This is a genomic window from Rufibacter roseus, assembly GCF_001647285.1.
Lineage (GTDB): Bacteria > Bacteroidota > Bacteroidia > Cytophagales > Hymenobacteraceae > Nibribacter > Nibribacter roseus.
The window spans coordinates 206,646-230,627 of record NZ_LRML01000007.1; the positions used below are offsets into that span (position 1 = coordinate 206,646).

Sequence of the window (23,982 nt, forward strand, 5' to 3'; positions counted from 1 at the left end):
GTTTGCTGTTTTGGTTTAGGCTTTCTTCATCAGCTTCAGGAACTCCAATTCCGTTTTCATCAGGTTGGTAAGGGCAGTAGCCGTCTTGTTGATCTGCGAGGCCTGAGGCACATAGTCTTTGTCTTTCTGCACCTTTTCCAGCGTCTCCATAAGCACACCCCTAATCTGGCCTAATGCGTTTGTCTGGGGCATTACCTGTATCTCTGCGCGCGTTTCATCTGTTGGCAGGAAAAGCTGAAGCCGGCTTGGCAAATCGTCTTCTAAAAGAAAGATGTCTTTGTGGTCCGTCTTTATCCGAACACCCCTTTCCTCAGGTATAAAACCTTTGATGGCATACACTTCTTTGCAGTACATGTAGGACTTGCCCACCATCTGCGCTATTTTCTCTAATCCTTTCATTGCGCCTGTTTTTTAAGTTCTCGCTTCAGTTTCATGTTAAGTCTGGCTACTTCCAGCAGCTCAGGTTGCTTTTTGACTTCCTCTTTCAGGTGCGGCTCCTTCATCGTGATCATGGTGGCCACGTAGTTGTCGCTTAGGTTATGGAAGGGGCCGTTCAGGTAGGCTTTCTCGGGGTTGTGGTTCAGCCTCGCGTGTTCCGCCCTATTGACAGGGTACCAGTTGGAGGGGGCGGTATTGGTCTGGTCTCCGTCTCTGCAGCGCAGCATCATCCCCTTTGGGATAGGTCCGTTCTCCGCTTCCCACAGCAGGCGGTGCTCATGCACCCACTTCCCCTTTGCCACCCTGACATGCACGTAGCTTATTCCGTTTTTGTCTTTGCGGATAGACCTGTCGCCATCCTTTTTGGTGTTGTGGGGTTTGTTGCCTTTCTGAAACTGCCCCTTGCCCCCGCTCAGGTCAAGCCCTTTCATTCCCTTGTTCCAAGCAGGCTGGCCTTTCTTGAATCTGGTCACCCCGCCTCTTTGGTGGTCTTTTGACAGTCTCCCTGACAGGGGGCTGCTCAGGTACTCCTCGCTTTTCTTCAGCTCCATTGACGCCGCCTTGTTGTACACGCTGCTTAAAGGGCGGCGAAGGTGTTGGGCTATCTTCTCGGTGGGCTGGTTGGGGTAATGCTCAACCAGATAGGAGACCGCCGCATCAGTCCAAATCATTTTCTTTCTCTTGCTCATACTCTTCCATGTAAGGGTGTCCGTCTAATCCTTGGTAGCCTTTCACGGCAGCTTGCCGCTTTGCCATCTCCAGCCCCTTCAGCACGCCGATCTTAAGCCAGTTGTAGTGATATTGGGCTGGATCTAGAGTTGGGTATTCGTTGCGCAGTTCCTCTAAGGCCTGCTCCAGTGGGCTTTTTGGGGTGGTCATGAGGCTTGGCTTAGTTGGTTGATTGCTTTGAATATCTGGTAGGCCACCTGGGGCACTATGGCGTTTCCCCCTGCTTTGATGGATTCGTTTCGCCACTTAGAAAAGGTAATTCCGTCCAATCCGGTGGGAAGCCCATCATCTCCAGAACAAACCGGGGGTTGAGTTGGGAAGTCTTGCCAGTAATTGCCCGGGCTCTCTTTGTTAGGCTGCCCTGATTCTCCAGTCCCGTAACCTTCTCCCCGCAATCCGATGCCATTGGTGTTGGTAGTAGTGGCGCCAAACTGTTGAGATCTATTGACCACCCCTTCTCCATCTTCCTGTTGAAATTCCCGCTTTCCGGCTTGTCGGGTGAGCGCCAATCCCTTGCCTGTGGGGTCGGCAATAATTCTGGTTGCCTCACTACCACATCCCTGAGATTGCTCAACTGTGTTCGCCCTGGCCTTGTCACCGTCATTTCCTTCAGGATGGCTTTGTCTGTCTTGGGTGCCATGCTGTCCATTGTGGTAGATGTGGGCAGTAGCCACATCTTGGCAGCAGTGGCTACATTTATTCCCCACTCTTTCCCGTTCGCAGCTATCACATTCATTCCCTTGCAGCCTATTGCAGATTCGCTCCTGTCTATCTCGGTTGCTCTTGGAGTAGGCCACAAACCATACCCTGTCCCTTCGGTGCGGGGCGTTGACGGCGCAAGCTGGAAGAACATACGGTTGTACTTCGTACCCCTCAGCTTCCAGGTCAGCCTGCACTTCGTGGAATACCAGCCCTCCATTCCAATTAATAAGGCCGAAAACGTTCTCGCCCACGACCCATGTTGGCTGAATTTCCCGAATTGCTCTAAGCATTTCCGGCCAGAGGTGGCGGTCATCTTCCTTTCCGAGCCGCTTACCTGCGAGGGAGTATGGCTGGCAGGGGAACCCCCCTGTGAGCACATCAATGGCTCCTCGGTGAACAGTGAAGTCTGTCTTGGTAATATCTGTGTAGCTTGTAGCATTAGGCCAATAATGTTTTAGTATCTTCTGTCCGAACTCATTCCACTCGCAGTGAAAGACGTTCTCCCACCCCATCCACTCAGCGGCTAAGTCAAAGCCGCCTATACCTGAGAAGAGGCTACCGTGTGTCATTCCGCTCATGCTGTCTTTCGTTTTCGTGTCTTGCGTTGATTTCCGCCTGGACTGCCGCCCTTGCCGTGGGCGCGAAGTCTGACGTGCTTTTCTAGTAGTGGCTCAGGTACTCCGGCAGCTCCTCGTCATTGGCCCTGCGTAGGATCTTCACCAGCTTGTCCAGTAGGTGGCAGGTGTCAGGTGCCGGGGTATGTGCGTTTGCCTGTCTCATAGTCGTTCAAGATGCGTTCTGTGATTTCTACTATGTCTTTGCGCCCCTGCTTCTCCCCTTCCTTTCTCCATGCCCTCAGTTCCGAAATGGTGAACTGTTCTGCGTTGGCGGTGAAGTCCTTCACCCAATCCTCGTAAGTTGGCGGCTTGGCCTCGAGCGGCGTCTTTACCGGCTTAGCCTCCACATGCTTGAAGTAGGTGGACAGCCGCTGCGCCATCTCAAGGGTAATTGGCTCCTTCTCGGAGGTTTTGTACTGGCTGTTCTTCCTCTCGAAGTACTCCGCCCTAGACTCGCTGCTCAGGTACTTCTCGCACCAGTCGGAGAGCACCTGCACATCCATGCGGTTGAATATCTGCCCGTACCTTCCCGTCTTGCCCTCCCTGAAGATGAACACGAACTCCTCCAGCTTCAGCTGCCAGAACTTGCCCACAAGCAGGCAGGCGGCTTCATAGGTCTGCAGGGTATTCATGGCCTTGGACAGGTTCAGCGACTCGCAGAGGGAGGCGATCAGAATACCCATGCACATCAGCAGCATGTCCTCGTCCTGCTTCTTTAGCCTGCTAACCTGAGTGCCGCCAATAGCCTGAGCCATGGTGAGGCTCATCTGCTTGCGCGCCAGCTGCATTTTGGCCTGCTGCATTTGCTCCTTTGTACCGCTCTGGGTTTGCGCTAGAACTTGCAACCATTCTTGCGTATTGGCCCATGTCAAAGCCACCTGCCGCTGTTCCTCCGCCGTTGTTAACATGTTCATCATTTTCCTGCCGCTTTAGGTATTTCTTGTAATCGTCTTTCGTTCTCGGGAAAATCAACCCCTGCCATCCGCTGGCGATGCTCGTCTGTATCAGCTCAATGCAGAACCCCTCGCTGAACTGGGCCAGTTGGTGAAGCGCCGTCTGCTCTGACTTTTTGGAGGCGTAGGCGCAGCCCTTGATGGTTCGGTGGTCCAGCCAGTGCCCCCACCAAAGCCGGAAGTCCGGCGTGTCGAAGGGGTAGATGATTTCGGTGGCCTCGTCTGCCGCCCGCGCCGCCTTTGTCTGCTGCGCCTTTTGGGTCGCTTTGCTTTGGGGGGTGCCGCGCAACTGGGGGGCCTCTTTTTTGGGGTCGTTTAGGGAATCAGAGTCAGAGGGGGCGGTGTGCGCGCATGCGCCTTCTCCCTTTGTTATAACCTTTGTTATATCTCTTTTCTTTAACTGTATTATCTGTTCTGCTTTTTCACCTATAGCTATCTGCGTGGAGGCAGATAGGGTATCTGCTTTTTCACCTATACCCTCTATGTGCTGAGGCATAGAGCTATCTGCTTTTTCACCTATAGGTGTTTTCACAGATAGGCTGATAACTTTGATCACTCTTTCGTACCCTGCGCCCTTGTTTATCTGCACCGACAGTATGCCCAGCTCCTTCAGCTCCTGGATGATCTTGCTGGCCCTGTCTTTGGTCACGCCGAACTTCTCAGAGAAGTACCCGTTGGAGGCGAAGCAGCCGCGGTCATTGTCCAGTGAGTCAATGGCAGCCACAAACCCCTTCTGCATAAAGGAAAGCCCCTCTATTTCCCAAATACTGTCTGGTATCCATAGTCCGTTTTCGCTTGCCATTGTATCTCTCCTATGCTGCGTTCTTGAATCGGTTGTTGTAGGCGGGGCTGTTATGCCGCCGCCTCTTGATCCGCCTCTATCTTCTCAATAAGCTCCCTTAGCTCAACAATGAGGCTTTCCGCTTCTTGATAAGTCAGCACGTTAATCCGTAGCAGTTCCTTTGTCTTGCGCTGGCGGGGGATGGCTGGGTTGTTAAGAGCCTTGAGGATCTTCTCTTTGTGGAGGGTGGTAGCCATTTTTACAGGTTCAGCAGAAACCTGCATTTCAGCTGGCGCCTCTTGGCTTTCCTCCTGTTTCTGACGCTCAAGCTCGCACTGGGCTATCTTGTTGTTGATTCTCTCCAGCCATTCAGGGTAAGCCTCTACCGACATATTATTGATGGCGCGCTTTGACTTCTCCGCCAGTTCCTCACCGAAGCACTCAAGGTTCAGGTCAACCTTCTCGATAAGCTCTTTTCGCAGGCTGTCTAACTTTTCTCTTTCCGCTGCCTCCAATGCGGCAACGTCAACACCTGACTCTGCCCACTCTCTCAGCATCTTGCCGCTTTCCACTGTCAGCACCTGCTCAGGCTTGTCTACAAAAAGACCTGTTCTGTCTTTGGAGGCACGTGCAAGGTGTTTGTCGTTGATGATCTCAAGGTTCAGGGTAAGCTCGTACTCAAAGCCCTCTCTGGTTACTTCCTTAAGGCCTGCTTTCTCTACCTTCATCTTGTTACCCTCCTGTACCATGCTGTAGTCCTGTTTCCGGCGCACTGTGGTGATGACATGGCACTTGCTGGTAAGGATGGACTCTATGAAAGCCTGGTGGCGCGGTGTTACCTTTGCCCAATCCTGATATTTGCCTCCCAGTTTTTCCTGAATCTCAAGGCAGCCGCCTTTGCCCTCCCACTCATGCGAGATAGAGTCAATGATGATTACCTCCATGCCAGCCTCCTCGCAGGCTTTGATAGCCTGTATGTATCTCTCGGGGCTATAGGGAGCCTCCAGTGGCAGCGCGTTGTATTCACCTAGGTGTGAGTACAGTTCGCCTGAACCGTTCTCCGTGTCAATGATGGCGATCTTAGACCAGTCGGAGGTGATGCCATAGGCCATCAATAGTGCGCTGTATGTTTTACCGAAGCCTGAAGGGGCGGAAAGGCCTATTCTCAGCTTGGCTTGTTTGCGGGTTGCTTTTCTTAATTGCATAATCAGATTCTTTCAAAGGTGATGGGTACTACTGTCTTCATTTTGGCGAGGTAAGCCCTTAGCTGCTCCCACTTGCCCGTGTAGGCAATGGGGTTGGTGATGATCTGGCGCGTTCTCATGCTGCTGCTTTGTATAGCTTCAGGAATACTTTCTTGTTCAGGTCATGGAAAGCCCTCTCTATGGCATCCTGCTGCGACACAGTGGAAAGGATAGGTCCGGCGCAGTACATCTTCTCCCCGATCTTCACGCAGATGCTCACGGTGCTGTAGGGGCCGCTTTTCTCGTCACTGGCGGAACAGGTGTCGGCGGAGTGGTATCTGTAGCCCGGTTCGGCGCCGAATACCTCGTACACCCGCAAGGCTAGTTCATGTGCTGTGATTGGCTGGTTCATCTTTCAATGGTCATTAGGTGCTTGGAGTTGATTTTAAGGCAGGCGCTCTTCACCACCAGGTCGTGCAGCTCGAAGGTCATCTTGTAGGCATGGCCTGAGTCAAGGGCGCGCTGCACATCTCTCGCCTCTTTCTGGATGCGGCCCTCCACCTCGTAGAGGTTGCTGGGCGTGATCGGGTGGTTGACCATGTATTCGATGGCGTCTCTCTTCAGCTGGGCCAGATATTCGTCAAGCTCGTTTTCCTTCTCGGGGCTGATGGTCCAGCGGTTGTGGGTGATGGTGCCGGCGGTGGCGGCGATAACTGGGGTAGTGTTTTGGTACATGGTTTTGACGTTTAAGTGTGAATTGTTTATTTCCTGTTCTTTGCTGACTTCTCGAATCTTCTGATGTGCTGCTCTATCCCCTCCTCTGAGTTCTCCCTTGCCCATCTCTTCAGCTCCTCTAGGGTGACCAGCCAGTAGCGCTTGTCCTCGTGGTACACATGCTTGAGCCTTCTCGGGTGACCCTTGGGCAGCTCCATGAGGTTGTAGACGGGCTCGGTGGTCTTCTTGCGCATCAGCTCGGCCACCTCCTTCACGGTGAGGAAAGAAGCGTTCTCAGCTACCTCCTTCAGCACCTGACGGTACTTGGCCTCGGCTAACTCCCGCACCGCCTGTCTGGTCAGATCCAGTATCTCGGGCTCGGTGGGGAAAGACTTGATCTCCATCTGGAAATAGAGCCTGCCGTCTTCCTGGTATATCTGCGCTTGCATCATTTCTTTGTGGAATTGTAACCTTTGTATTTGCTCTGCGTTAAGGGGAACATGGCGGGTTTCTCCGCTGCTACTCCCCTACTTTTCTTGGTTCTAAAGAATTGCCAGTGGCTTTGTAATAAGCTTGCTTAGCAAGTTGAAGCGTGAAAGAATCAGGCTGATAATCTCCTTCAATAACACCTTGCATCAACCCAGATAACTCTTCTAATGCCTCAAGTAATTCAGGTGCGGCAGCTATCAATCTTGCGTTGGCCTCGTCTGTTACATTTGCGGTCAATTCAGGAGAAACTTTACAGATCACACTGCCGAAACCGCTATCGAGTGCTTCTTTTTGCCAAACCGCAAGGGTGCAGTTTTCTTTAGATTCGGGGCTTGCATATCCTACATGCCAAGGGCCAGGGGTGAATCTATTTTCCATAGCTATGCGGCGTTTTGGTGTTGGGTTCTGGTTGCTTCCTTCAGGGCTTTCTGGGCTTTGTCACGCTTGGCCAGAAACTTCATCCGCTTCTCGTAAGCCTTCGCGTCAGTCTCCTTCGCCAGCCGCTCCACGATTGGCCAGATAAAAGAAGTCCTCTTCTCGTTGTTCACCACGTTGCTGATGTTTGGGTTACTCATGCCGCTCTCCTGAGCGACAAGGTTTAGGTACCCGTCTGGCATCAGCTCACGGACAGGCCTTGTGTTTGTCTCCTTGGTTTCCATCTGTTATATTGCTCTGTTGTTATTATTATGATGTAAAGGTATATTATTTAGTACGAGGTGTCAAGCATTTAGTACAAAATAATTCTAATTTTTTTACGTGTTTTATCTATATGTCTATTAATCAAAGACTTAAATTTTTAGTTGAAACTCAGGCAGGTGGTATTGATAGCCAGTTTGCCGAGAAAATAGGCATATCAAGAGGGTTATTAGCTACTTACATGCCTAGCGATAAGAACCCTGACAAGAAACTAGGTAAGCCAGGTTATGAAGTGTTGTCTAAAATTTTAGACACATTCCCTGAAATCAGGTCTGAATGGCTAATGAGAGGCGAAGAGCCTATAAAGAAAGGTGATGAAAGCAGAGCTCATGTTGAAATAAAGCACAGCCAGAGCGACCTGCCTCTGATGGTGACGGTAAATGACCAAGGGGAAGAGAATATTGTGCTGGTAGACACCAAGGCGCAAGGCGGCTACCCCACGCTGCTACAGGAGCCAGAGTTCTATAAAAACCTACCCACCCTAAAGATTCCACACATAGACACCACCTACGGCACATACAGAGCCTTTGAGGTATTCGGTGACAGCATGGAGCCCACGCTGCACCACAAGGCAGCTGTCTTAGGTAGGTATGTTGATGACTGGCATCTAGGCAATATAAAAGAGGGGTATATCCATGTGGTCGTTACCAAAGACCATGTATATATAAAGAGAGTTCTTAACCGCCTTTTTGAAGGAAACCTATATCTAATGTCAGACAACGAGTCCTACAGCGGTTTCCCGGTGCCAAAGGAGGAAGTATTGCAGCTGTGGCATGTTACAGACGGCCTGATCAATAAATTCCCTAACGTGCGCTATGAGTGGCGTGTGAAGATGAGCAACATGGAGGCCGATATATTCAACCTGAAAAGAGAAATGGACGGACTTAAAAAGCAGTTAAAGAAATAGTCCTACGTTCTCGGGTGTTTTACCGAATCGAAAAGAGATATAATACAATTAAATATTTTAAACCCTTTAAACTTATTCAAATGAACACAAAAGTACTCTTATTAATAGGCATCGTCTTAGTATTGTTCGCAGCCACCAACCCTTCCATAGAGACTCACAAAGCAGAGGTCAAGCAAATGCTTACCCAAAAGATGAATCTTGAAGAGATAGCAACGGAAACTGCAGAAAGCGAAGACACTTTTGAGCAAGTAGGGAATGCAATTGGCACAACACTAGGGCTTGCGTTTGTAGATAAGATGATTGATAACGCAATTAGCACCGATAGTTATGTGTTGTTCTCTTTAACTAAAGCGACTTGGGAGGGGAAAGAAAAGGTAATTGGGTATGGCCTGCTTGGTAATGTGTTCATCTTTGACGAAGTAAAGAACGCTGACTTAGGACAATAACTAATCTCATTATGAAAAAGCTACTACTCCCCCTCTTGCTCCTGCCCTTCGGAGCCTTCGCCCAATCTGACACACTCTATGTAAAGGGTGGTACAAAGTATGCTGTTACTATTACAGACGTGGGCAGAGAACGAATTCAATTCATTACTGAAAGCGGCAAGTCTTCAATGTCAAAGTCTAGCTTGGATCGCTATTACGTGGCTCCAAAGACTTCACCTGAAAGTAAAGACAATGCAATCTATATTGAGACTACAGATGCTGCCGAGGTGGCTTACATGAAAATGGGTAGATTGTTAGCGGATTCTGGTTGGCCAATAGCTAATTCTAACAAAGATTTCGGCACCATTACAACTGGAGAAAGACCAACAAAAGGTTTTATTGACGCCTTAATTTTGAATATCTCAATCACTGCGGGGGATAAGACAAAAATTATAATAACAGGGACCTATGATGCAGCAGATTATCAAATCTCAGGTTTTGCTACAAATAACAAAGGGTTTATTGAGTATCGAGAATTTGGTGCACTAAAAAAAGCCTGGGATGAAATGGATAGTATAGCTCGCTCTTATGAGGGAGGTAAAGTTTTATACGGTAAAAAATAATAATATGAAAAAGCTCTTACTTCCCTTTTTATTATTGGCAATCCTTTCGTGTAGTGGCTCAGATGAAGAAGCATCAACAGGTGATAAACCATGTGGATACCATGCCGGAGGCGCACAGCTCTATTTAGGCCCTCAAGGCGGCTGCTATTACATCAATAGCAACAACAATAAAACATACGTGGATAGAGCAGACTGTAAATGCTAGGCCATGGGATTAAGGTACAGCAAACGAATAGGAGGAAACAAGGGCTTAGGTTTAAACGTGAGCGGCTCAGGCATTTCCCCTAGCTACAGAACCAAGTATGGCGCTGTTAGCCCTAAAGGATTCTCAATACGCACCGGCATACCCGGCCTGTCTTTCCGCTCTGGATTCGGCAGGTCGAAAAGCGGCAACGCAGCCTTGGTGATGCTTATTTTAGGAGTGGCTATTGCGGCTGTTGTTGTGGCCTGGAACCTACTATTATTTGCCAAATGGGTAATTGTAGAGGTTTACCACCTAACGGCAAGAATGTACTATAAATATAAAATGAACCAAGAAGAGAAAATCAATACAAACACACTAAATAACCCCTAATGAAAAAGCTACTGCTATTATCCTTTTCACTGCTGCCATTGTTCACATCCTGCCAATCTTCCGGTGCCAATGAGTCTGGACTGAGCGAAGAGCAGGAGAAGGAAAGAGCCCTGCGAATAGTCAAGGCAGAGCTTAAGGTGCTCGATGCCACCGTAACGGATGCTGATGTTCTGTATGTAGGTGTGAAAGATGATGGCACTAGAAGAGACGGTTACGCCGAGTATCTGTGCCAGCTTATGAAGGACAGCAGCACAACAGTATCCAGAGTAAAGGTGGTAAAGGTCGGCTCCCATAACGACCCCGCCAAAGACAACGCCTACGGAATCCTCCTGGGGGAGGCTTGGTGTAGGTAGGGGGAGAGAGATATACAATAGATGGCTTTATTATGGAAAAATCAAAAGTAAACGGTAAAGTTATACTGGGCTATGTAGTCTTAGTCCTAGGCCTCGGGCTTTTGGGTTACTGCATCGGCTACATGATTGCAGGCGGCAGCGAAACAAACACAGGTTTCCTTATATCGGGGCTTACCCTAGCTTTTGCGGGGGGTGGGTTAGTGTACTATGGAGTGAAAGCCGTGAAGAGGTAAAAGAAAACCCCGCTGGTCGGGCGGGGTTGTTCACTAAAGCCTGTCAATGGGTGTTGGGGACTCTCTCCTTTTCATGATGTGCTTGATTGTCTCGGCCTGCTTCGGCGTTTTGAAATCAATCACTAGCCCACGGTCATCATAGACCTCGGGCTTTATTTCCTTTGCAATCTGCTTGGCAAACAAAGCAACATTCTTAGCGTATGTTTCTGTCTTGCCCATCGCTATCAACAGGTCTACAATAGCCATTCTGATCAGCTCGTACCTGTCCAAGTGGAAAAGCGCCTGCCTTTGGCTTTCGTATTTAATGCCTATCGCCTTTACCATCTCCTTTAGCTGGTCAGCATTATGGTTAAACAGCTTTGCTCGGTAGGCCCACCACTCAGTAGGCTTGTTGAAAACGGTAAAGTGTTCCTTCTCCAAGTACGCCTGCACGGAAAAGAAACCCAAAGCCTTCACCACATCAAACAAAACGCTTATCTGAGCATGGGTAAGGTAAGCCCCATCTTGAACCTTTTTATCAAGATCCATTAAATGCTGCCGCACCCGTTTACCCATCTCTGATTTCTGAACCATGGCAATATGTTTTGCCATATCAAGCTGCACCGCCCAGTCTCTCTTAATCGACTTCCCTCCCCTGCTAGTAACTACTTCAAGATTGTGTTCACTGTAGTCTTGATTGAGCTCGAAACCATAATCTATCATTCTTGGGAACCATACCCGTAACGGGGTTTCTATATTTAATTCTGAGTGCAGATTACTCGCCCAGACAAAGGGTGTCCCTTTTTGAGAATAATGGATTTCTAGCATTAGAGGCAGATTTAGCGGTGTACAAAAATGTTCACTTGTAAATGTACAAACTTTTACCCCGATAATTACACCCACTAAATATTTATTTCACCATGCCAAAATTCATCCAGCTACCGCAGGAGGGCAGCGCCTTGCCTGTACTGATCAACGTTTCCAACATCTACAAGGTGGACTTCTTCAACGGCCCCGAGCGCGGCGGCAGGGAGATACTGCTGCGCGTGTGGGTCAACACCCCAAAGGCCATAGACCTGATCACCTCGCGCTTTACGGACGCGGAGCAGGGCATCGCCACCTACTGGCGCCTGCACGGCATCCTCACCCCCGCCCCTTTGACGTTGGCGCAGAACTAGCCTGGCCACTTCACCCTGTCGCCTAGTATCGCCTCCCACGCCGCCAGTATCTTAGGCAGCACCCTAGCCGCCTTGTCCTTCGCGTAGACGCCCGTGGTGCCCTTTATGCCGTGCTGCGCGTGGCCTAATAGCCACCCCGCCAGCGAGTCATCACCGCCGCTCCCCTCGTACACCAGAGAGGCCGCCGTGTGCCGCGCGGTATAGGGAGAGATCGCCTTGTCCACAGGTATGAAGGTTTCCTTTACCTTGCCCCCTATCAGGTCACGCCTCACGTACATGCGGTTCAGCCCTGCGGCGGTGGCCACCTTCTTGATGTAGCGCCCCCTCTCCTGCTGGGTGGGTAGGATAAAGTTGCCCTCGTACTTATCCCAAATCCGCACCGCCAAAGGAGGCAGCGGGATCTGAACCGGGTTCATGGTCTTGCCCTGGTCTATCTCCATCACCTGCACTTCCCCGTGGTCAGCTATCTTTACCGATTTCCGGTGGTGCGGCTTCACCTTGGCGAAGTCACCCGGCCTGAGCCCGAGGAACGCCTGCAGCACCCACATGTCCCGCTCCCTTGAAAGCCCCTCCGTCGGCAGCCATGCGTTGATTAGCTTAATGAACTCATCGGCGGTCAGGTCTAGCTGGGGGCTGTACTGCGTTTTGTGAACAAGCCACTTCTCCTTTGAGGGGAGCCCCGCCAGCGCGCGCATCTCCTTCACGAACTGGTAATGCTTCTGCACCGTGCCGCTCTTGAGCTTCTGCTTTGCCAGCGCGGCCGCGTACTTGCGCATAAACGCCTCGTCTATGTCGTCAATGGTAACCTTCGGTTTGTGGGTGGTCATCTGGTTCACGACCTGGTGGTACTTCCTTAGGCTCTCTGCGGTCAGGTAGTCTTTGTTCACCTCCTTCCAGTGCTCGTAAAGGCTCTCAAGGTCGCGCTTCAACTCCTGCTTTCCCTGTGCCTGCTCTTTGTATTTCCAGGGCTTGGACTGCTGCTTGATGTATTCCGCTATCTGCGAGACGGTGGCATACCCGTCCCTGGCCCTTACCTTCCCCTCGCCTTCCTCCGCCCACACGATCAGCTTATTCAGCTTGGCGTTGATCTTGGCGGCGTCGGGGTGGTGCTTGCGGTCTACCCGCTCCTCCTCCTTATCCCAAAGGTGCAGAAAGACGGACTCCCCAGTGCCTATTTTTTTCCTTTCCCCGTTGTGATGGATGACCATCTGGAGGGAAACCATGCCTTTCGCGTTGGTTTTTATGGAGCCGTCCGGCTCCTTTTCGATTTTAGGGTAAAATTTTATCTCCATCCTGGTACCGGTTTAGACGTACCCAAAGGTAGAAAATAAAATAAAAGGGGGCGGTACAGGGGGTGCGTTTTTACCCTTTGTAACCAAGGGGTAGCTTTGAATGGATTAGCTAGAAAAGTGCGTTTGCAGCGCAGAAAGCAAGAAAAAACCCCTAGAAAACTGGTGTTATCTAGGGGTTAAAAAGGGGTATCGTGGGCCCACTTGGAATCGAACCAAGCACCTACTGATTATGAGTCAGTTGCTCTAACCGAATGAGCTATAGGCCCGTCCAAACCATTTCTTTGATTTGGGAGTGCAATTTTACAAATTTGTGCAGCAAAACACAAAACAAAAACCGAACATTCTGTGAATTTTTCTTCTATCAAGAATATCATTTTCGATTTAGGTGGGGTGATCATCAACATTGACTACGCCAAAGGTACCAATGCATTAGCCGCCTACGCCAAACCCGGCACCCAGGTAGATTTCAGCCAAAAGGCTCAGTCAGAATTATTTGACTTGTACGAGCGGGGCGATATCTCAAGTCAGGAATTCCGCGACGGGCTAAGGAAAGAGTACCAAATTGAGGCCACCGATGAACAGATTGACGAAGCCTGGAATTCTTTGCTGCTCGACATCCCGGCCGAGCGAATTGAGCTATTGAGGGCGCTGAGCAAAAAATACCGGTTGTTTCTGCTCAGTAATACCAATGCCATCCATATGATTGCCTTCAATAAAATTGTGTCAGACAATTTTGGCATACCCAGCCTGGATGAGCTATTCGAGAAACCTTATTACTCGCACCTGGCGCGCATGCGCAAGCCCGGAGCCGAAGTATTTGAGCACATAGTAGCCGAGAATAATCTGGAGAAAGAAGAAACCCTTTTCATAGACGACAGCATTCAGCACATTGAAGGCGCAAAAAAAGTGGGTCTGCACACCCTTCACCTGGCTCCGCCGCTCACCATCAATGAAGCCCTGAAAGAAGCGGTTGCCGAGCATGAGGCCTAAAATACTGCTGCACGTTTTTCTATTTCTGGTGACCCTGACCACTACCACACTGGCCGGGGCGGAGTGGCGGTACGGGAAACTTTTCTTTGTAGGTCCCGACGGAAGCTTAGACTGGGGTGGCTTTCTTACTTGGCAGGAGTTTTTTGCAGGATTTGCCTTTTCCCTTTCATTTCTGGGCGTGCTGACGGTGCATGAGTTCGGACATTATTTCACCGCCCGCTATTACAAGATCAAGGTGACCCTGCCCTACTACATTCCGTTATGGCTGGGCATAACTAGTTCTATAGGTACGTTGGGGGCTTTTATCAGAATAAAGGAACGGATCTTTTCTCGCAAAGAGTTTTTTGATGTGGGCATTGCCGGTCCATTGGCTGGTTTTGCCGTGGCCTTACCCCTGCTTTGGTATGGTTTTACGCATTTACCCCCGCCTGAGTACATCTTTGACATTCACCCGGCGTACGCACAGTTTGGGAACCAGTATGAAGACTTTGTGTACAGCCAGCAAGGCAATATGGCCTTGGGGAACAACCTGCTGTTTTACCTGTTCGAGCAGTTTGTGGCCGATCCGGAGCGGTTGCCCAACCATTATGAAATATCGCATTACCCCTACCTGTTCGCAGGATTTTTAGCCTTATTTTTTACGGCTTTGAATCTGCTGCCCATCGGTCAGTTAGACGGTGGCCATATCCTCTACGGTTTGTTAGGCTACGAGCGCTTCAACCGGCTCTCGCCCATCTTGTTCACCGCCTTTATCTTTTATGCCGGCCTTGGGTTTATTCCTCTAGACACCAGCCCAACCGACTATTGGTGGTGGTGGGGTGGGTACGCTTTGTACCTCATGATTGTGTTTCGCCCGCTGTTTCCGGAAGCCGCTAGAAGCCTCATGCTGGTAGTAGCCGTTTTCTCTGCCCAGATTTGTTGTCAGTATTTCTGGCCCGGAATAAAGGGGTACAATGGTTGGCTCGTGTTCGGTTTAATATTAGCCCGAATGATGGGCATCTTCCACCCACCCTGCCCCGACGAGCGTCCTCTTGATCAGAAGCGGAAAGTGTTAGGTTGGATAGCTCTTGTAGTATTTATTCTCTGCTTCAGCCCTGCGCCGTTCATCTTTGAATAATACTCTAAGCACCTAGGTTCGCCCATGAAAAATATAGCCTGCAACAGGATGCGTTAGACAATATTTCTAAACCTCCTCCCCTTCTTTAGGGTAAAAACGGAGGAAACCAGACGAAATATTGAAGTTGAATTCCCTAAAGCTCACGCTTCTTTTTTTTATTACAGCCTTATGGGGCTGCTCAAACCATGATCTGCATACCAGAGGACTGGTTACTGACAAAGCCATGGTGGTATCTGCGCACCCGCTTGCCTCTGCTGTGGGCGCTGAGATTATGCGCCGGGGCGGCAACGCCGCTGATGCCGCCGTAGCCGTGCAATTTGCTCTAGCCGTAGTTTATCCAGATGCCGGCAACATTGGCGGGGGCGGCTTTCTGGTGCTAAGGCAGAAAGACGGCACCACCGCCGCCCTAGACTACCGCGAAAAAGCCCCTGCCGCCGCGCACCGAGACCTGTACCTGAATGAGAAAGGCGAAGTTATTGCGGGACTCAGCTTGAAAGGCCATTTAGCAGCAGGAGTACCCGGCACCGTAGACGGCATGGTGCAACTCCATCAAAAATACGGCAAACTACCTTGGGCTCAATTGGTGCAGCCAGCCATAGATTTGGCCGCTCAAGGCTTTCCGCTTACCCGCAAAGAAGCCATAAAACTAAACGAACAGCGCGAAGATTTTCTCCAGTACAACACCCTTCGCCCTGAGTTTGTCTTGTCAAATGGTTGGAAAGTGGGCGACACCTTACGCATTCCTGACCTGGCAAGAGCCCTTGAGAGTATCAGAAACCAGGGAAGGGCTGGCTTCTATGAAGGTCTTACCGCTGATTTAATTGAGGCTGAAATGAAGCGGGGCAAAGGCATTATCTCTAAAGAAGACCTGGCTAATTACCGCTCCGTCTGGCGAAACCCAATCAAGCAGCAACTCGGAGAATTGGAAGTTATTTCCATGCCCCCACCCTCCAGCGGCGGTATTGCCTTGGTGCAACTGCTCACCCTATCGCAAGACTACCCACTCCATGATTGGGGTTGGAACACCGCCCAAACCGCTCACTTCATTATTGAAGCCGAGCGCCGCGTGTACGCCGACCGCGCCAAACACCTCGGCGACCCCGACTTTTACCAGGTACCCGTGCAGGGACTGCTGGATACCAGCTACATCAAGAGCCGCATGCGTGATTTCTCCCCAGACAAAGCCACTGACAGCGATGACGTTTCTGCCGGTACCCCTGCCCCTCCTGAAAGTCCCAATACCACCCACTATTCTATTGTAGACCCTGAGGGAAATGCTATCTCCGTCACTACCACCCTGAACAGTAGTTTCGGGAGCAAGGTATTTGTGGCCGGAGCCGGATTCCTGCTGAATAATGAGATGGATGATTTTAGCGTAAAGCCCGGCCACCCCAACAGCTACGGCCTGGTAGGTGAAGACGCCAACGCCATAGAACCGAACAAACGCATGCTCTCCTCCATGACACCCACCATTCTAGAGAAAGAAGATCAGCTGTATATGGTGGTCGGGGCCATGGGTGGTTCTACTATCATCACCACTGTTTACCAAATCATACAGAACGTAACTAGGCACAACTTCACCATGCAAGGTGCCATCAGCGCCGGCCGCTTCCACCACCAATGGACCCCAGACTGGGTGCTGTCTGAGTGGGGTGCCTTAGGCTTTGGCACCGGACTAAAACTGTGGCTCAGAGGTCACAAAATTGCCCCAAAGACCGGAGGCATAGGCCGCGCCGCCGGCATATTAGTTTTGCCCAACGGCCAACTAGAAGGCGGCGCCGACCCAAGAGGCGACGACGCAGCAGCTGGGTTTTGATTCGCTTCCATTTCCCTTTGTTTTAGACCTCTTTTCCGAAAAACAGCCTGTAAATGCAACAGAAAAAGAGACCTGCGGAGCGCGAGTGCCTCTAGTCAGAAAACGCCAGTTCAAGAGACCTAGCAGCGTCTTATTGGCCTGCTAGTGTCTGTGTCAGTAGCCGCCCCTGAGCAGTGAACCGTAACGCCAATCTGGAGATTGGCTGTCCGAGGGTGCGTAAAGCGCTGTCGCTAACTCTACACACAACAACAAAAGAAAGAAAAGGAGATGCGCGATAGCGCGAGTGACTCTACCTAGGAACTACAGAAGCAAATAACCAACAGCAGCATTTCAACAGCGGCACAAGAAGCAGAATTGGAACTGTTTCCAGCCGTGGGGATGAGCGCCTCGCTTTGAACGGTGCCGCGACAGCGGCAAGACCGAAGGTCTAGTGAAAAGGGCAGTGCGAATCCACAGGGCGAGGCCTCGCGGCCGTGAGCGCACGGAGCCTTAGATACGGAGAAGGTGGTTTGGTAAGGCCTTGGATATGCAGAACCCACGCCAGCTCGGGAGCGGGAAAAAAGATAATGTACGGACAGGTCGCGACCTGTCCAACTGCGGTGGCAGAAGCATTATCGCCTGCTACAGAACGTCTTCGTTAGATCCTTCGGCAATGCTCAGGATGACTGTAAAGGAGTGGAATCAGGAAAGCCAGTATCGGAAGGTGTAAACATTCCCCTTCGCCCCCTTCAAAGGGGGAATATCAGGAATGCGTGTTTTAGGAAAATCTATAGGGAGGGAAACATCCCTCTTTTTCAACACACTACACCTTCGCGGCAACAAGTCTTTTCTCCATCCGGAAGAATAAACGAGAAAACGGAATGAGCATGATACCGGCCAAGGCAAACGAAATAAACGACTGCTGCAACCCGAAGGCATGCGCCAGATATCCAATCATGGGTGGGCCAATGAGCATGCCAACAATGCCAAAAGTGGTTACTAAGGAAATAGCAATGCCGGGAGAATATTTAGGCGATGCTCCGGCCAGCGTATACGTCATTGGTATGACCGAGGCCGTGCCGAAACCTACCAATGAAAAACCAATCAGGGCGGGCCAGAACGTTGGAAAAACAATGGCTAACGTAATGCCGGAAAAGATCAGCACCGAACTCATAATGTAGGTGGTTGGCATACCAATGCGATCCACAATTCTGTCAGAGATAAACCGCGACAGAGCCATGAAGGTCATAAACACCAGATAGCCCAGTGAAAAAATCTCCTCACCCACTACCTGCTGGAAATAGATGCCGCTCCAGTCAAACATACCCCCTTCGCAAACGGCAGCGAAAAACACCAGCAAGCCCAGGTATAAAATGTAAGGGTCCGGTTTGCTCAACTCCAGTTTGTTTCCAGTCTCAGATTTGTCTCGGCGGAGCAAGTGTTTGAAAGTAAATACGGTCGCTAAAAAGCAGAAACTAGCTACTATGAGTAAATGCGGGACAATGTCCACTCCAAAAGAGACCAGCAAGGTGGTAAAGCCTACTCCGGCAATGCCGCCAGAACTCCAGAGGCCGTGAAAAGAGCCGTTGATTTTTTTATCAGACAACTTCTGCAGCGTAATAGCCTGCGTGTTCATAGAGATGTTGAAGATCCGCATGCTCAGGGAGTACAGAAACAACACCAGCACCAGACTCATAGTGGTGGTGGCGAAAGCTATGGCTGCCAAACAGAAAGAGTTCAAGAGAAAACCTGCCGCCAATGGCTGGCGCGTCTCAAACTTGGAAACCAGCCAACCCGAGATAGGAAGCCCAATCAAGGAACTCACCGGCATAGCCAGCAGCACCGAACCCAACTCGGCTTCGTTCAGGTCTAGAATAGATTTAATGGTAGGAATTCTGGAGGCCCAGCTGGAAAAACTAAAACCAGATAAAAAAAAGAATACGCTGAGAGCTACTCTCTGCTTTAAAATAGATTGCATTCAGGTAAAATGAAGACACAAATATGAGGTATTTTACTACCTCCACCACCATAAATGGTTTCAGGAATACAGAAACATGCGCCTATAGCTCTTATTATTTTCCTGACGGATATAAATCTGGCGGCTCGTTGCGAACGGTGATGGTTTCAATTGGGTGCAGCGCGTGTGTCTGGTCTATGAAAAGAAAGGCGTCGTAGCGTTTAGGCAAGACCGATGGCACGTAATTGCCCAGGTGCTCTATCTGCGGATTATATACAACGCCAATGGCACGGTGCCCTACCGGCCTATTCAGAGGTTTGTTGTTTTTCAAATCTTTGGAGAAGATAATTTTATCTGAGGGGCTGAGCTGGTGCAGTATCTGCTCCCAACTGCCCTGCTGGGCTGGCGGCACCTCCATAGTTTCGATGGGCGCTCCCCAGCCTCTGGCCGCAATAACAGTGCCTTGGTAAGATCCGAATCCGATGATAAATACGTTCTCCTGCCCATATTCCTGCCGTACCAACTGGCCTACGTTTACCTCGCCGCTGGAGGCCATATCAGTATAGCGGGCGTCACCTACGTGGGTGTTGTGCTCCCATACAATGGCTTTAGACTGCGGCCCGTGAAAGGCTAGCAGGCGCTGCAGGGTCTGGGTCATATGGCGGTCACGTATGTTCCAGGACTCGGTGTTGCTTTCTACGGCGGCACGGTAGTAGCGCTCTCCGTTATACGCCACCAACGCATTTTGCTCAGCCACAAACTGAGCCTCAGACTTGGCGGCCCCTTCGGCTTTGCCCAGTTTCTGCACGTCCCGCCAAAGCCGGTTTGTTTCTGCCCGACAATTAGCTGAGGCGTTGGCCACGGCTCTGGCGTATTCCATGGCATCTGAACTGAAAGGCTGAAAGCACCGGTGCACCTCTCGGGCAGATTCCACCAGTTCTGGGTGCTCTTTTACATAAGGCATCAGTTCCGTCATTGACTCCCACAGGCAGTACACATCTAAACCGAAGAAGCCTATTTTATCCTCTTTAGGTTTTTCTTGGTTGTAGCGGTTCATCCAGGTGACCAGGCTGGCAACTTCGTAGTTGCCCCACATCCAGGTGGGCCAGCGGTTGTACTGCTCCAGTAGCTGAACCGTAGTGGCACTGTCGCGCTGTGGACCTTTGATGTACTGGTTTACCCGGTAAGAATCGGCCCACTCCCCTTCCACGGCCACGAAATCAAAGCCTTTCTCCTGAATGAGCCGTTTGGTGATGGCGGCGCGCCAGGTGTAATATTCAGCCGTACCATGTGAGGCTTCACCCAACAACACAATTCTGGCATCTCCTATTTCCTGCAGGAGCACATCCAGGTCTTGTTCACTGCGGAGCGGATGATTTGGAATAGTAAGCGTTACCGTATTGCCTGTCTGCGCGCCACCAGTTACTTGTCCCTCCTGCTGCGGTGCCTGCTTACAACTGACAGCCAGCAGGCAAACCAGGGCAAGCAGCCAACTGGCGCGTTTCTTTCTCTCTTGCATGTTCATACCAACTAATTGAATTGCTGATTGTTCATTGTTTAGGCACAAGTGGTGGTGTAATCGGTTATGTTTTAGGTCTGATTTTTGAAAAACAGGCCTAAAATGGATACAACCACTGCTTACGCCTTGACAAGCCAGCACCACCTAATAGCCTCTCTTGGGCAAAATTTTTATGCAGTGCCCCACCCGTCTCCGCTGGAAGTTTTTGTACTTATTCCACCATTTTGGTTCATCATTTGCAACTGTATTTGGGTACGCCCTTAATCTGTATTTGTTAAGGGACAGAACAGAATCTAGTAGTTATACCTAGTCTAACAGAATTGCCCGCAAACGTTGCGTTAGTGCATTCCCTTTAAGTAGAAACAGTGTTTTCAGCCTGTTTTCAGGAAATCAAGCCAAAAAGACAAAGGGAGATTTAGCTTAGGAAATGAGTTGTTCGGCCAGGGCAGAAATAGTAGGTACCGATAATTCTGGTTCAGGCGCTAAGGGGTACAGTGTTTGCCCTGGGCGTGAAATAAAAGCGGCTCGGGTGCCGCCCCGTAAAGCGCCCGCAATGTCCCAGCCATGGGCGGCCACCATCATTATATCGGGCAAGGCTACGTTTAGCTTTTCGGAGGCAAATTGATAGGTGCTGCCATGGGGCTTAAACTTCTGCACACTATCTACGCTTAAGGTTTCTTCAAAGAAATCTTTCAGGCCCACTGCCTCCAGGTGCGGAATACTTGATTTTGCTGGTGAGTTGGTGAGGGTAGCTAATCTGAACCCTGCCTCTTTTAATTTCTCCAGACCAGGCACTACATCAGGGTGTGGTTCTGATTTGTTCACCATCTCTACCAGTTCTTTTTGTTTTGCCTTTGGCAGATCAAGCCCCATTTTCTCAACGGTCATTTGCATGGCCGCTTGCCCTACTTCGCTGAAGTAGTGGTAAGTGTTTGTTGAATTTTCTACAAGTGAATATTCCAATAATTGGGCAAACCAAAACTTAAAGGCCAATGAATTATGCAGGGCTTCGTTTACAGCCTTCTGCATGTCTGAAAGATCAAGCAAAGTCTCGTTAACATCGAAAAGCAATACGGCAGGGCGTTTTTTAGTAGAGGTCATAAAAAATAAATATGGGTAAATTATTTCTTACGACGTCTATCAGAATTAGTCGCCATTGCCGCTCATAGTATGACCCCACAAGCCTGGCAGATATGATTTACTGACCGTAATGCTCTTTCAGCACCTTCACAAACTCTTTTTGGTTGTGAGACCACGGTATATGTCCGCTCTTAGGAATTGTATGCACTTTGGCATTTGGATAACGCTCTAACACATATTTCTTACTGTCGCCAATGATATCTTGGGCGCCATAGGCAATGGTAATTTTTACTTGCGCCTGTTGGAACTGCTGCAACGGAGGGTAAGCTAAAATACTTTTTTGGGTGAGGTTAATGGCCTCAGCTCTGATACAGTCTACCCCAAAATCTTCAGGGTGAGACTCTTTGAAGTCGCGGCTGAAGTTCTCCAAGGCTTGCCAGAAGAAACTTTTGTACCCCGAGTCGCTTCCCAACAGGCCCATGCCGGCATGCATGTTCATACTCAGCCATTCCAAAGTGCTGCACTTGTCTTTGTTGTAGCGTGCTATTTCCAGCATGGTGTCTTTCCATTGGCTACCGGTACCAGAGGCGGGGCTGCATAGAAATAAGCTCAGGAGCCTTTCGGGGTGCTGGTGGGCGTATATCTGCGCGTACAGGCCACCCCAGGAGTGTCCGAACAAATGGAACTTCTCTACCTTCACATAGTCTGCCACTCTATTGATGTCAGACACATAATCATCCATAGAGTAGCTTTGCGAAGGGTTTGGTGACTTTTGCGTGCCCCGTTGGTGAAACAGAACTACCTGGAAGTTCCGGCTCAGGTAATTTGTTAGAAAGGTCAATCCGTTGGGCACACCAGGACCACCGTGCAACAGTATCACCGTTTCCTTAGTGGCATTGGGGTAAATGGCGGTGTATAATTTTGTGTCGTGGTTTTCAATGTGCACCTTCATGTGTTGTCTGTCTTAGGGCAGGATTAGGGAACCTTGTAATTGTCTCTGTTCGGTTATTCTTCCTTTCAGGTTTCAACTTTTCTAAAGAACTAATCAATTACTTTTCTTCAGCCCCAGCAGACCTTTTGAAAAACAGATTCAAAGGCCACACGCACATCAACTAACTACAGGTAAAAGTAGAATGTCAGGCTTAGGGCAAAAGGCGATTAAATACCTAAAAGCCTAGCGTATAAATACTATAAATTAGATGGAAGCCGCCAGTTTCGCAGTTTTGAGTTTGTATCGCTAACCCAGCAGCAGCAGTAGCCAGTATACACCAGCAAACATTTAAACTGGTATTGGCATGAAAGATTTTTCTATTGCATTAGCGTGTATCAGTGCTCTTACCTTGACCATGGGGTACGTGTACCGGAAAATCAAGAAATCAGTGCTCAGCGAACCTATTATTGCCTTGGCGGCAGGCATTATATTAGGCCCTGAAGTACTGGACATGCTCAACTTGTTCAGCTGGGGCTCTGCTGAAAAAATTCTGGAGGTTGCTACGCAGATTACCATCGCCATGGCTCTTATGGCTACTGCTTTCAGAATACCAAAGTCTTATGCCAAACGGCACTGGCGGCTGCAATCTATTCTGCTTTTGCTGGGTATGATGGGAATGTGCGGTATCTCAACGCTGCTCATCCATTACATTCTTGGTTTTGATTGGCTTCTGAGTTTTCTCATAGGCGCCATCATCACCCCAACTGACCCTGTGGTGGCCTCTACGGTGGTGTCCGGTGAAACGGCAAAAAAATTGCTGCCGGAGCGCATCAGGCATAGCATCTCCTTTGAATCAGGCGCGAACGACGGCTTGGCTCTTCCGCTGGTGTTCTTACCCATGCTATTAATTCAAAAGCCCGATCATCATGCCTGGCAGGAGTGGTTTCTGAAAGCCGTTTTATGGGAAACCATTGGTGGAGTGGTTATCGGTCTTGTGGTAGGGTATGTGGCTGGGAAATTGCTGTTGAAAGCCCGGGACGCAGGCTGGATGTCTGAATCCTCCTTATTGTCCTTTTCCCTGGCACTGGGCTTCACCGTTTTAGGAGGCTTGGAGGCAATAGACAGCAACGGTATTCTTGGGGTGTTTGCTGCAGGCTTTGCCGCCAACATGGCCTTAGACGAAGACGAAGACATTGAGCAAGATGAAATTCAAGAATCTATGGGCCGCCTTTTCACTATTCCTATTTTTCTGCTCTTTGGCTTGGTGCTGCCCTGGAAAGAATGGTTTGCTCTTGGCTGGAACGCCGTCTGGATTGTTATAGCCGTTCTATTGCTCCGCCGTTTGCCAGTGATTCTTGCTTTAGGTCCGTTTTTGAAAAAACTGCCTAAAAAAGCTGACTTGTTTATGGTGGGGTGGTTTGGCCCAATTGGAGTAGCGGCTATGTATTACGCAGTGCATAGTCTTTCCAAAACGCATGTAAATGAGATCTGGGTTATTAGTAGCCTTGTTATTTTTGGCTCTACCATAGTACATGGTTTCACAGGCTACCCATTCGCCAAATTCTACAGCCGCTGGGAAAACGAATACCGCCAAAGTCAGGAAAGTGCAACAGACAAAGACCACCAGACCACCTAAACAACAGCTTTCTCCTTTCATGTAGTACGAGGTCTTTACATATCGTTTTTCAGATATTTCCGTACAACTCGGCAGACTAAACTGTAGAAG

General features: G+C 49.8%; 30 protein-coding genes and 1 tRNA gene. 12 read left to right on the top strand and 19 right to left on the bottom strand.

What is annotated here, in order from left to right; all coding sequences use genetic code 11:
• Window positions 1–15 precede the first annotated feature (15 nt).
• From A8O23_RS12635 to A8O23_RS12690, 12 genes are all read right to left on the bottom strand, one after another.
• Window positions 16–399, bottom strand: a complete 384-nt coding sequence (locus A8O23_RS12635; protein ID WP_066621732.1) for a hypothetical protein — start codon at window positions 397–399, stop codon at window positions 16–18.
• Window positions 396–1,127 carry an HNH endonuclease signature motif containing protein gene (locus A8O23_RS12640; protein WP_082883029.1) on the bottom strand — a complete coding sequence of 244 codons (732 nt, stop codon included), beginning with the start codon at window positions 1,125–1,127 and terminating at the stop codon, window positions 396–398. Before A8O23_RS12640 ends, A8O23_RS12635 begins: the two co-directional genes overlap by 4 nt.
• Window positions 1,096–1,317, bottom strand: coding sequence for a hypothetical protein (locus tag A8O23_RS12645; RefSeq protein ID WP_066621734.1), 222 nt, complete (start codon window positions 1,315–1,317; stop codon window positions 1,096–1,098). Before A8O23_RS12645 ends, A8O23_RS12640 begins: the two co-directional genes overlap by 32 nt.
• Window positions 1,314–2,447 (bottom strand): DNA cytosine methyltransferase, encoded by a 1,134-nt coding sequence (locus A8O23_RS21750; RefSeq protein ID WP_066621739.1) that lies wholly within the window; start codon window positions 2,445–2,447, stop codon window positions 1,314–1,316. The genes A8O23_RS12645 and A8O23_RS21750 overlap by 4 nt, the downstream gene beginning before the upstream one ends.
• 167 nt (window positions 2,448–2,614) lie before the next feature.
• Window positions 2,615–3,241, bottom strand: coding sequence for a hypothetical protein (locus A8O23_RS12655; RefSeq protein WP_161486734.1), 627 nt, complete (start codon window positions 3,239–3,241; stop codon window positions 2,615–2,617).
• Window positions 3,210–4,241, bottom strand: a complete 1,032-nt coding sequence (locus A8O23_RS12660; RefSeq protein WP_082883030.1) for a helix-turn-helix domain-containing protein — start codon at window positions 4,239–4,241, stop codon at window positions 3,210–3,212. The genes A8O23_RS12655 and A8O23_RS12660 overlap by 32 nt, the downstream gene beginning before the upstream one ends.
• Window positions 4,242–4,291: 50 nt before the next feature.
• On the bottom strand, window positions 4,292–5,425 hold the full coding sequence (locus tag A8O23_RS12665; RefSeq protein WP_066621748.1) for an AAA family ATPase: 1,134 nt from the start codon (window positions 5,423–5,425) through the stop codon (window positions 4,292–4,294).
• A 115-nt stretch (window positions 5,426–5,540) separates the two neighbouring features.
• The gene (locus A8O23_RS12670; protein ID WP_066621750.1) at window positions 5,541–5,816 is read right to left on the bottom strand and encodes a hypothetical protein; all 276 of its coding nucleotides are present in this window, start codon (window positions 5,814–5,816) and stop codon (window positions 5,541–5,543) included.
• On the bottom strand, window positions 5,813–6,139 hold the full coding sequence (locus A8O23_RS12675) for a hypothetical protein (protein WP_066621752.1): 327 nt from the start codon (window positions 6,137–6,139) through the stop codon (window positions 5,813–5,815). The genes A8O23_RS12670 and A8O23_RS12675 overlap by 4 nt, the downstream gene beginning before the upstream one ends.
• Before the next feature lie 26 nt (window positions 6,140–6,165).
• The gene (locus A8O23_RS12680; RefSeq protein ID WP_066621754.1) at window positions 6,166–6,570 is read right to left on the bottom strand and encodes a hypothetical protein; all 405 of its coding nucleotides are present in this window, start codon (window positions 6,568–6,570) and stop codon (window positions 6,166–6,168) included.
• Window positions 6,571–6,637: 67 nt separating this feature from the next.
• On the bottom strand, window positions 6,638–6,985 hold the full coding sequence (locus A8O23_RS12685; RefSeq protein WP_066621756.1) for a hypothetical protein: 348 nt from the start codon (window positions 6,983–6,985) through the stop codon (window positions 6,638–6,640).
• A gap of 2 nt (window positions 6,986–6,987) precedes the next feature.
• Window positions 6,988–7,266 (bottom strand): hypothetical protein, encoded by a 279-nt coding sequence (locus tag A8O23_RS12690; RefSeq protein WP_066621758.1) that lies wholly within the window; start codon window positions 7,264–7,266, stop codon window positions 6,988–6,990.
• Window positions 7,267–7,376: 110 nt separating this feature from the next.
• On the opposite strand from A8O23_RS12690, the gene A8O23_RS12695 reads away from it, so the two are divergent.
• The 6 genes from A8O23_RS12695 to A8O23_RS12720 all read left to right on the top strand — a co-directional run bounded on the left by A8O23_RS12695 (window position 7,377) and on the right by A8O23_RS12720 (window position 10,418).
• Window positions 7,377–8,210 (top strand): S24 family peptidase, encoded by an 834-nt coding sequence (locus A8O23_RS12695; protein ID WP_066621760.1) that lies wholly within the window; start codon window positions 7,377–7,379, stop codon window positions 8,208–8,210.
• A gap of 80 nt (window positions 8,211–8,290) precedes the next feature.
• On the top strand, window positions 8,291–8,656 hold the full coding sequence (locus A8O23_RS12700; protein WP_066621762.1) for a DUF4359 domain-containing protein: 366 nt from the start codon (window positions 8,291–8,293) through the stop codon (window positions 8,654–8,656).
• Window positions 8,657–8,667: 11 nt separating this feature from the next.
• Window positions 8,668–9,258 (top strand): hypothetical protein, encoded by a 591-nt coding sequence (locus A8O23_RS12705; RefSeq protein ID WP_066621768.1) that lies wholly within the window; start codon window positions 8,668–8,670, stop codon window positions 9,256–9,258.
• Window positions 9,259–9,466: 208 nt separating this feature from the next.
• The gene (locus tag A8O23_RS12710) at window positions 9,467–9,832 is read left to right on the top strand and encodes a DUF4236 domain-containing protein (RefSeq protein ID WP_066621770.1); all 366 of its coding nucleotides are present in this window, start codon (window positions 9,467–9,469) and stop codon (window positions 9,830–9,832) included.
• Window positions 9,832–10,185, top strand: a complete 354-nt coding sequence (locus A8O23_RS12715) for a hypothetical protein (protein WP_153042193.1) — start codon at window positions 9,832–9,834, stop codon at window positions 10,183–10,185. The genes A8O23_RS12710 and A8O23_RS12715 overlap by 1 nt, the downstream gene beginning before the upstream one ends.
• Before the next feature lie 32 nt (window positions 10,186–10,217).
• Window positions 10,218–10,418 carry a hypothetical protein gene (locus A8O23_RS12720; protein ID WP_066621776.1) on the top strand — a complete coding sequence of 67 codons (201 nt, stop codon included), beginning with the start codon at window positions 10,218–10,220 and terminating at the stop codon, window positions 10,416–10,418.
• A gap of 33 nt (window positions 10,419–10,451) precedes the next feature.
• On the opposite strand, the gene A8O23_RS12725 is transcribed toward A8O23_RS12720, so the two are convergent.
• Entirely contained in the window at window positions 10,452–11,225 is a 774-nt protein-coding gene (locus A8O23_RS12725) for an antA/AntB antirepressor family protein (RefSeq protein ID WP_066621777.1), read from the bottom strand.
• Between the two features lie 92 nt (window positions 11,226–11,317).
• On the opposite strand from A8O23_RS12725, the gene A8O23_RS12730 reads away from it, so the two are divergent.
• Entirely contained in the window at window positions 11,318–11,575 is a 258-nt protein-coding gene (locus tag A8O23_RS12730; protein ID WP_066621778.1) for a hypothetical protein, read from the top strand.
• Here A8O23_RS12730 and A8O23_RS12735 read toward each other — a convergent pair.
• Together A8O23_RS12735 and A8O23_RS12740 are read right to left on the bottom strand one after the other, a co-directional pair.
• Window positions 11,572–12,867 (bottom strand): phage integrase SAM-like domain-containing protein, encoded by a 1,296-nt coding sequence (locus A8O23_RS12735; protein WP_066621780.1) that lies wholly within the window; start codon window positions 12,865–12,867, stop codon window positions 11,572–11,574. The genes A8O23_RS12730 and A8O23_RS12735 overlap by 4 nt on opposite strands.
• 192 nt (window positions 12,868–13,059) lie before the next feature.
• Window positions 13,060–13,133: transfer RNA gene (locus tag A8O23_RS12740), tRNA-Ile, on the bottom strand.
• Between the two features lie 79 nt (window positions 13,134–13,212).
• Here A8O23_RS12740 and A8O23_RS12745 point away from each other — a divergent pair.
• From A8O23_RS12745 to A8O23_RS21455, 4 genes are all read left to right on the top strand, one after another.
• On the top strand, window positions 13,213–13,857 hold the full coding sequence (locus A8O23_RS12745; protein ID WP_066621783.1) for an HAD family hydrolase: 645 nt from the start codon (window positions 13,213–13,215) through the stop codon (window positions 13,855–13,857).
• A complete protein-coding gene (locus A8O23_RS12750; RefSeq protein ID WP_066621785.1) occupies window positions 13,847–14,974 on the top strand; it encodes a site-2 protease family protein in 1,128 nt (375 codons plus the stop codon). Before A8O23_RS12745 ends, A8O23_RS12750 begins: the two co-directional genes overlap by 11 nt.
• 223 nt (window positions 14,975–15,197) lie before the next feature.
• Window positions 15,198–16,790, top strand: coding sequence for a gamma-glutamyltransferase (gene ggt, locus A8O23_RS12755; protein WP_153042196.1), 1,593 nt, complete (start codon window positions 15,198–15,200; stop codon window positions 16,788–16,790).
• A 526-nt stretch (window positions 16,791–17,316) separates the two neighbouring features.
• Window positions 17,317–17,499, top strand: a complete 183-nt coding sequence (locus A8O23_RS21455) for a hypothetical protein (protein ID WP_153042194.1) — start codon at window positions 17,317–17,319, stop codon at window positions 17,497–17,499.
• A gap of 93 nt (window positions 17,500–17,592) precedes the next feature.
• Here A8O23_RS21455 and A8O23_RS12760 read toward each other — a convergent pair whose 3' ends face one another.
• From A8O23_RS12760 to A8O23_RS12775, 4 genes are all read right to left on the bottom strand, one after another.
• Window positions 17,593–18,747 carry an MFS transporter gene (locus A8O23_RS12760; RefSeq protein ID WP_066621787.1) on the bottom strand — a complete coding sequence of 385 codons (1,155 nt, stop codon included), beginning with the start codon at window positions 18,745–18,747 and terminating at the stop codon, window positions 17,593–17,595.
• 94 nt (window positions 18,748–18,841) lie between these two features.
• A complete protein-coding gene (locus A8O23_RS12765; protein ID WP_082883041.1) occupies window positions 18,842–20,245 on the bottom strand; it encodes an erythromycin esterase family protein in 1,404 nt (467 codons plus the stop codon).
• Between the two features lie 420 nt (window positions 20,246–20,665).
• On the bottom strand, window positions 20,666–21,346 hold the full coding sequence (locus A8O23_RS12770; RefSeq protein WP_066621789.1) for a haloacid dehalogenase type II: 681 nt from the start codon (window positions 21,344–21,346) through the stop codon (window positions 20,666–20,668).
• A 97-nt stretch (window positions 21,347–21,443) separates the two neighbouring features.
• Window positions 21,444–22,277, bottom strand: a complete 834-nt coding sequence (locus tag A8O23_RS12775; protein ID WP_066621791.1) for an alpha/beta fold hydrolase — start codon at window positions 22,275–22,277, stop codon at window positions 21,444–21,446.
• A gap of 343 nt (window positions 22,278–22,620) precedes the next feature.
• Between A8O23_RS12775 and A8O23_RS12780 the strand changes: the two genes are divergently transcribed.
• Window positions 22,621–23,892, top strand: a complete 1,272-nt coding sequence (locus tag A8O23_RS12780) for a cation:proton antiporter (protein WP_066621793.1) — start codon at window positions 22,621–22,623, stop codon at window positions 23,890–23,892.
• Window positions 23,893–23,982: the final 90 nt, after the last annotated feature.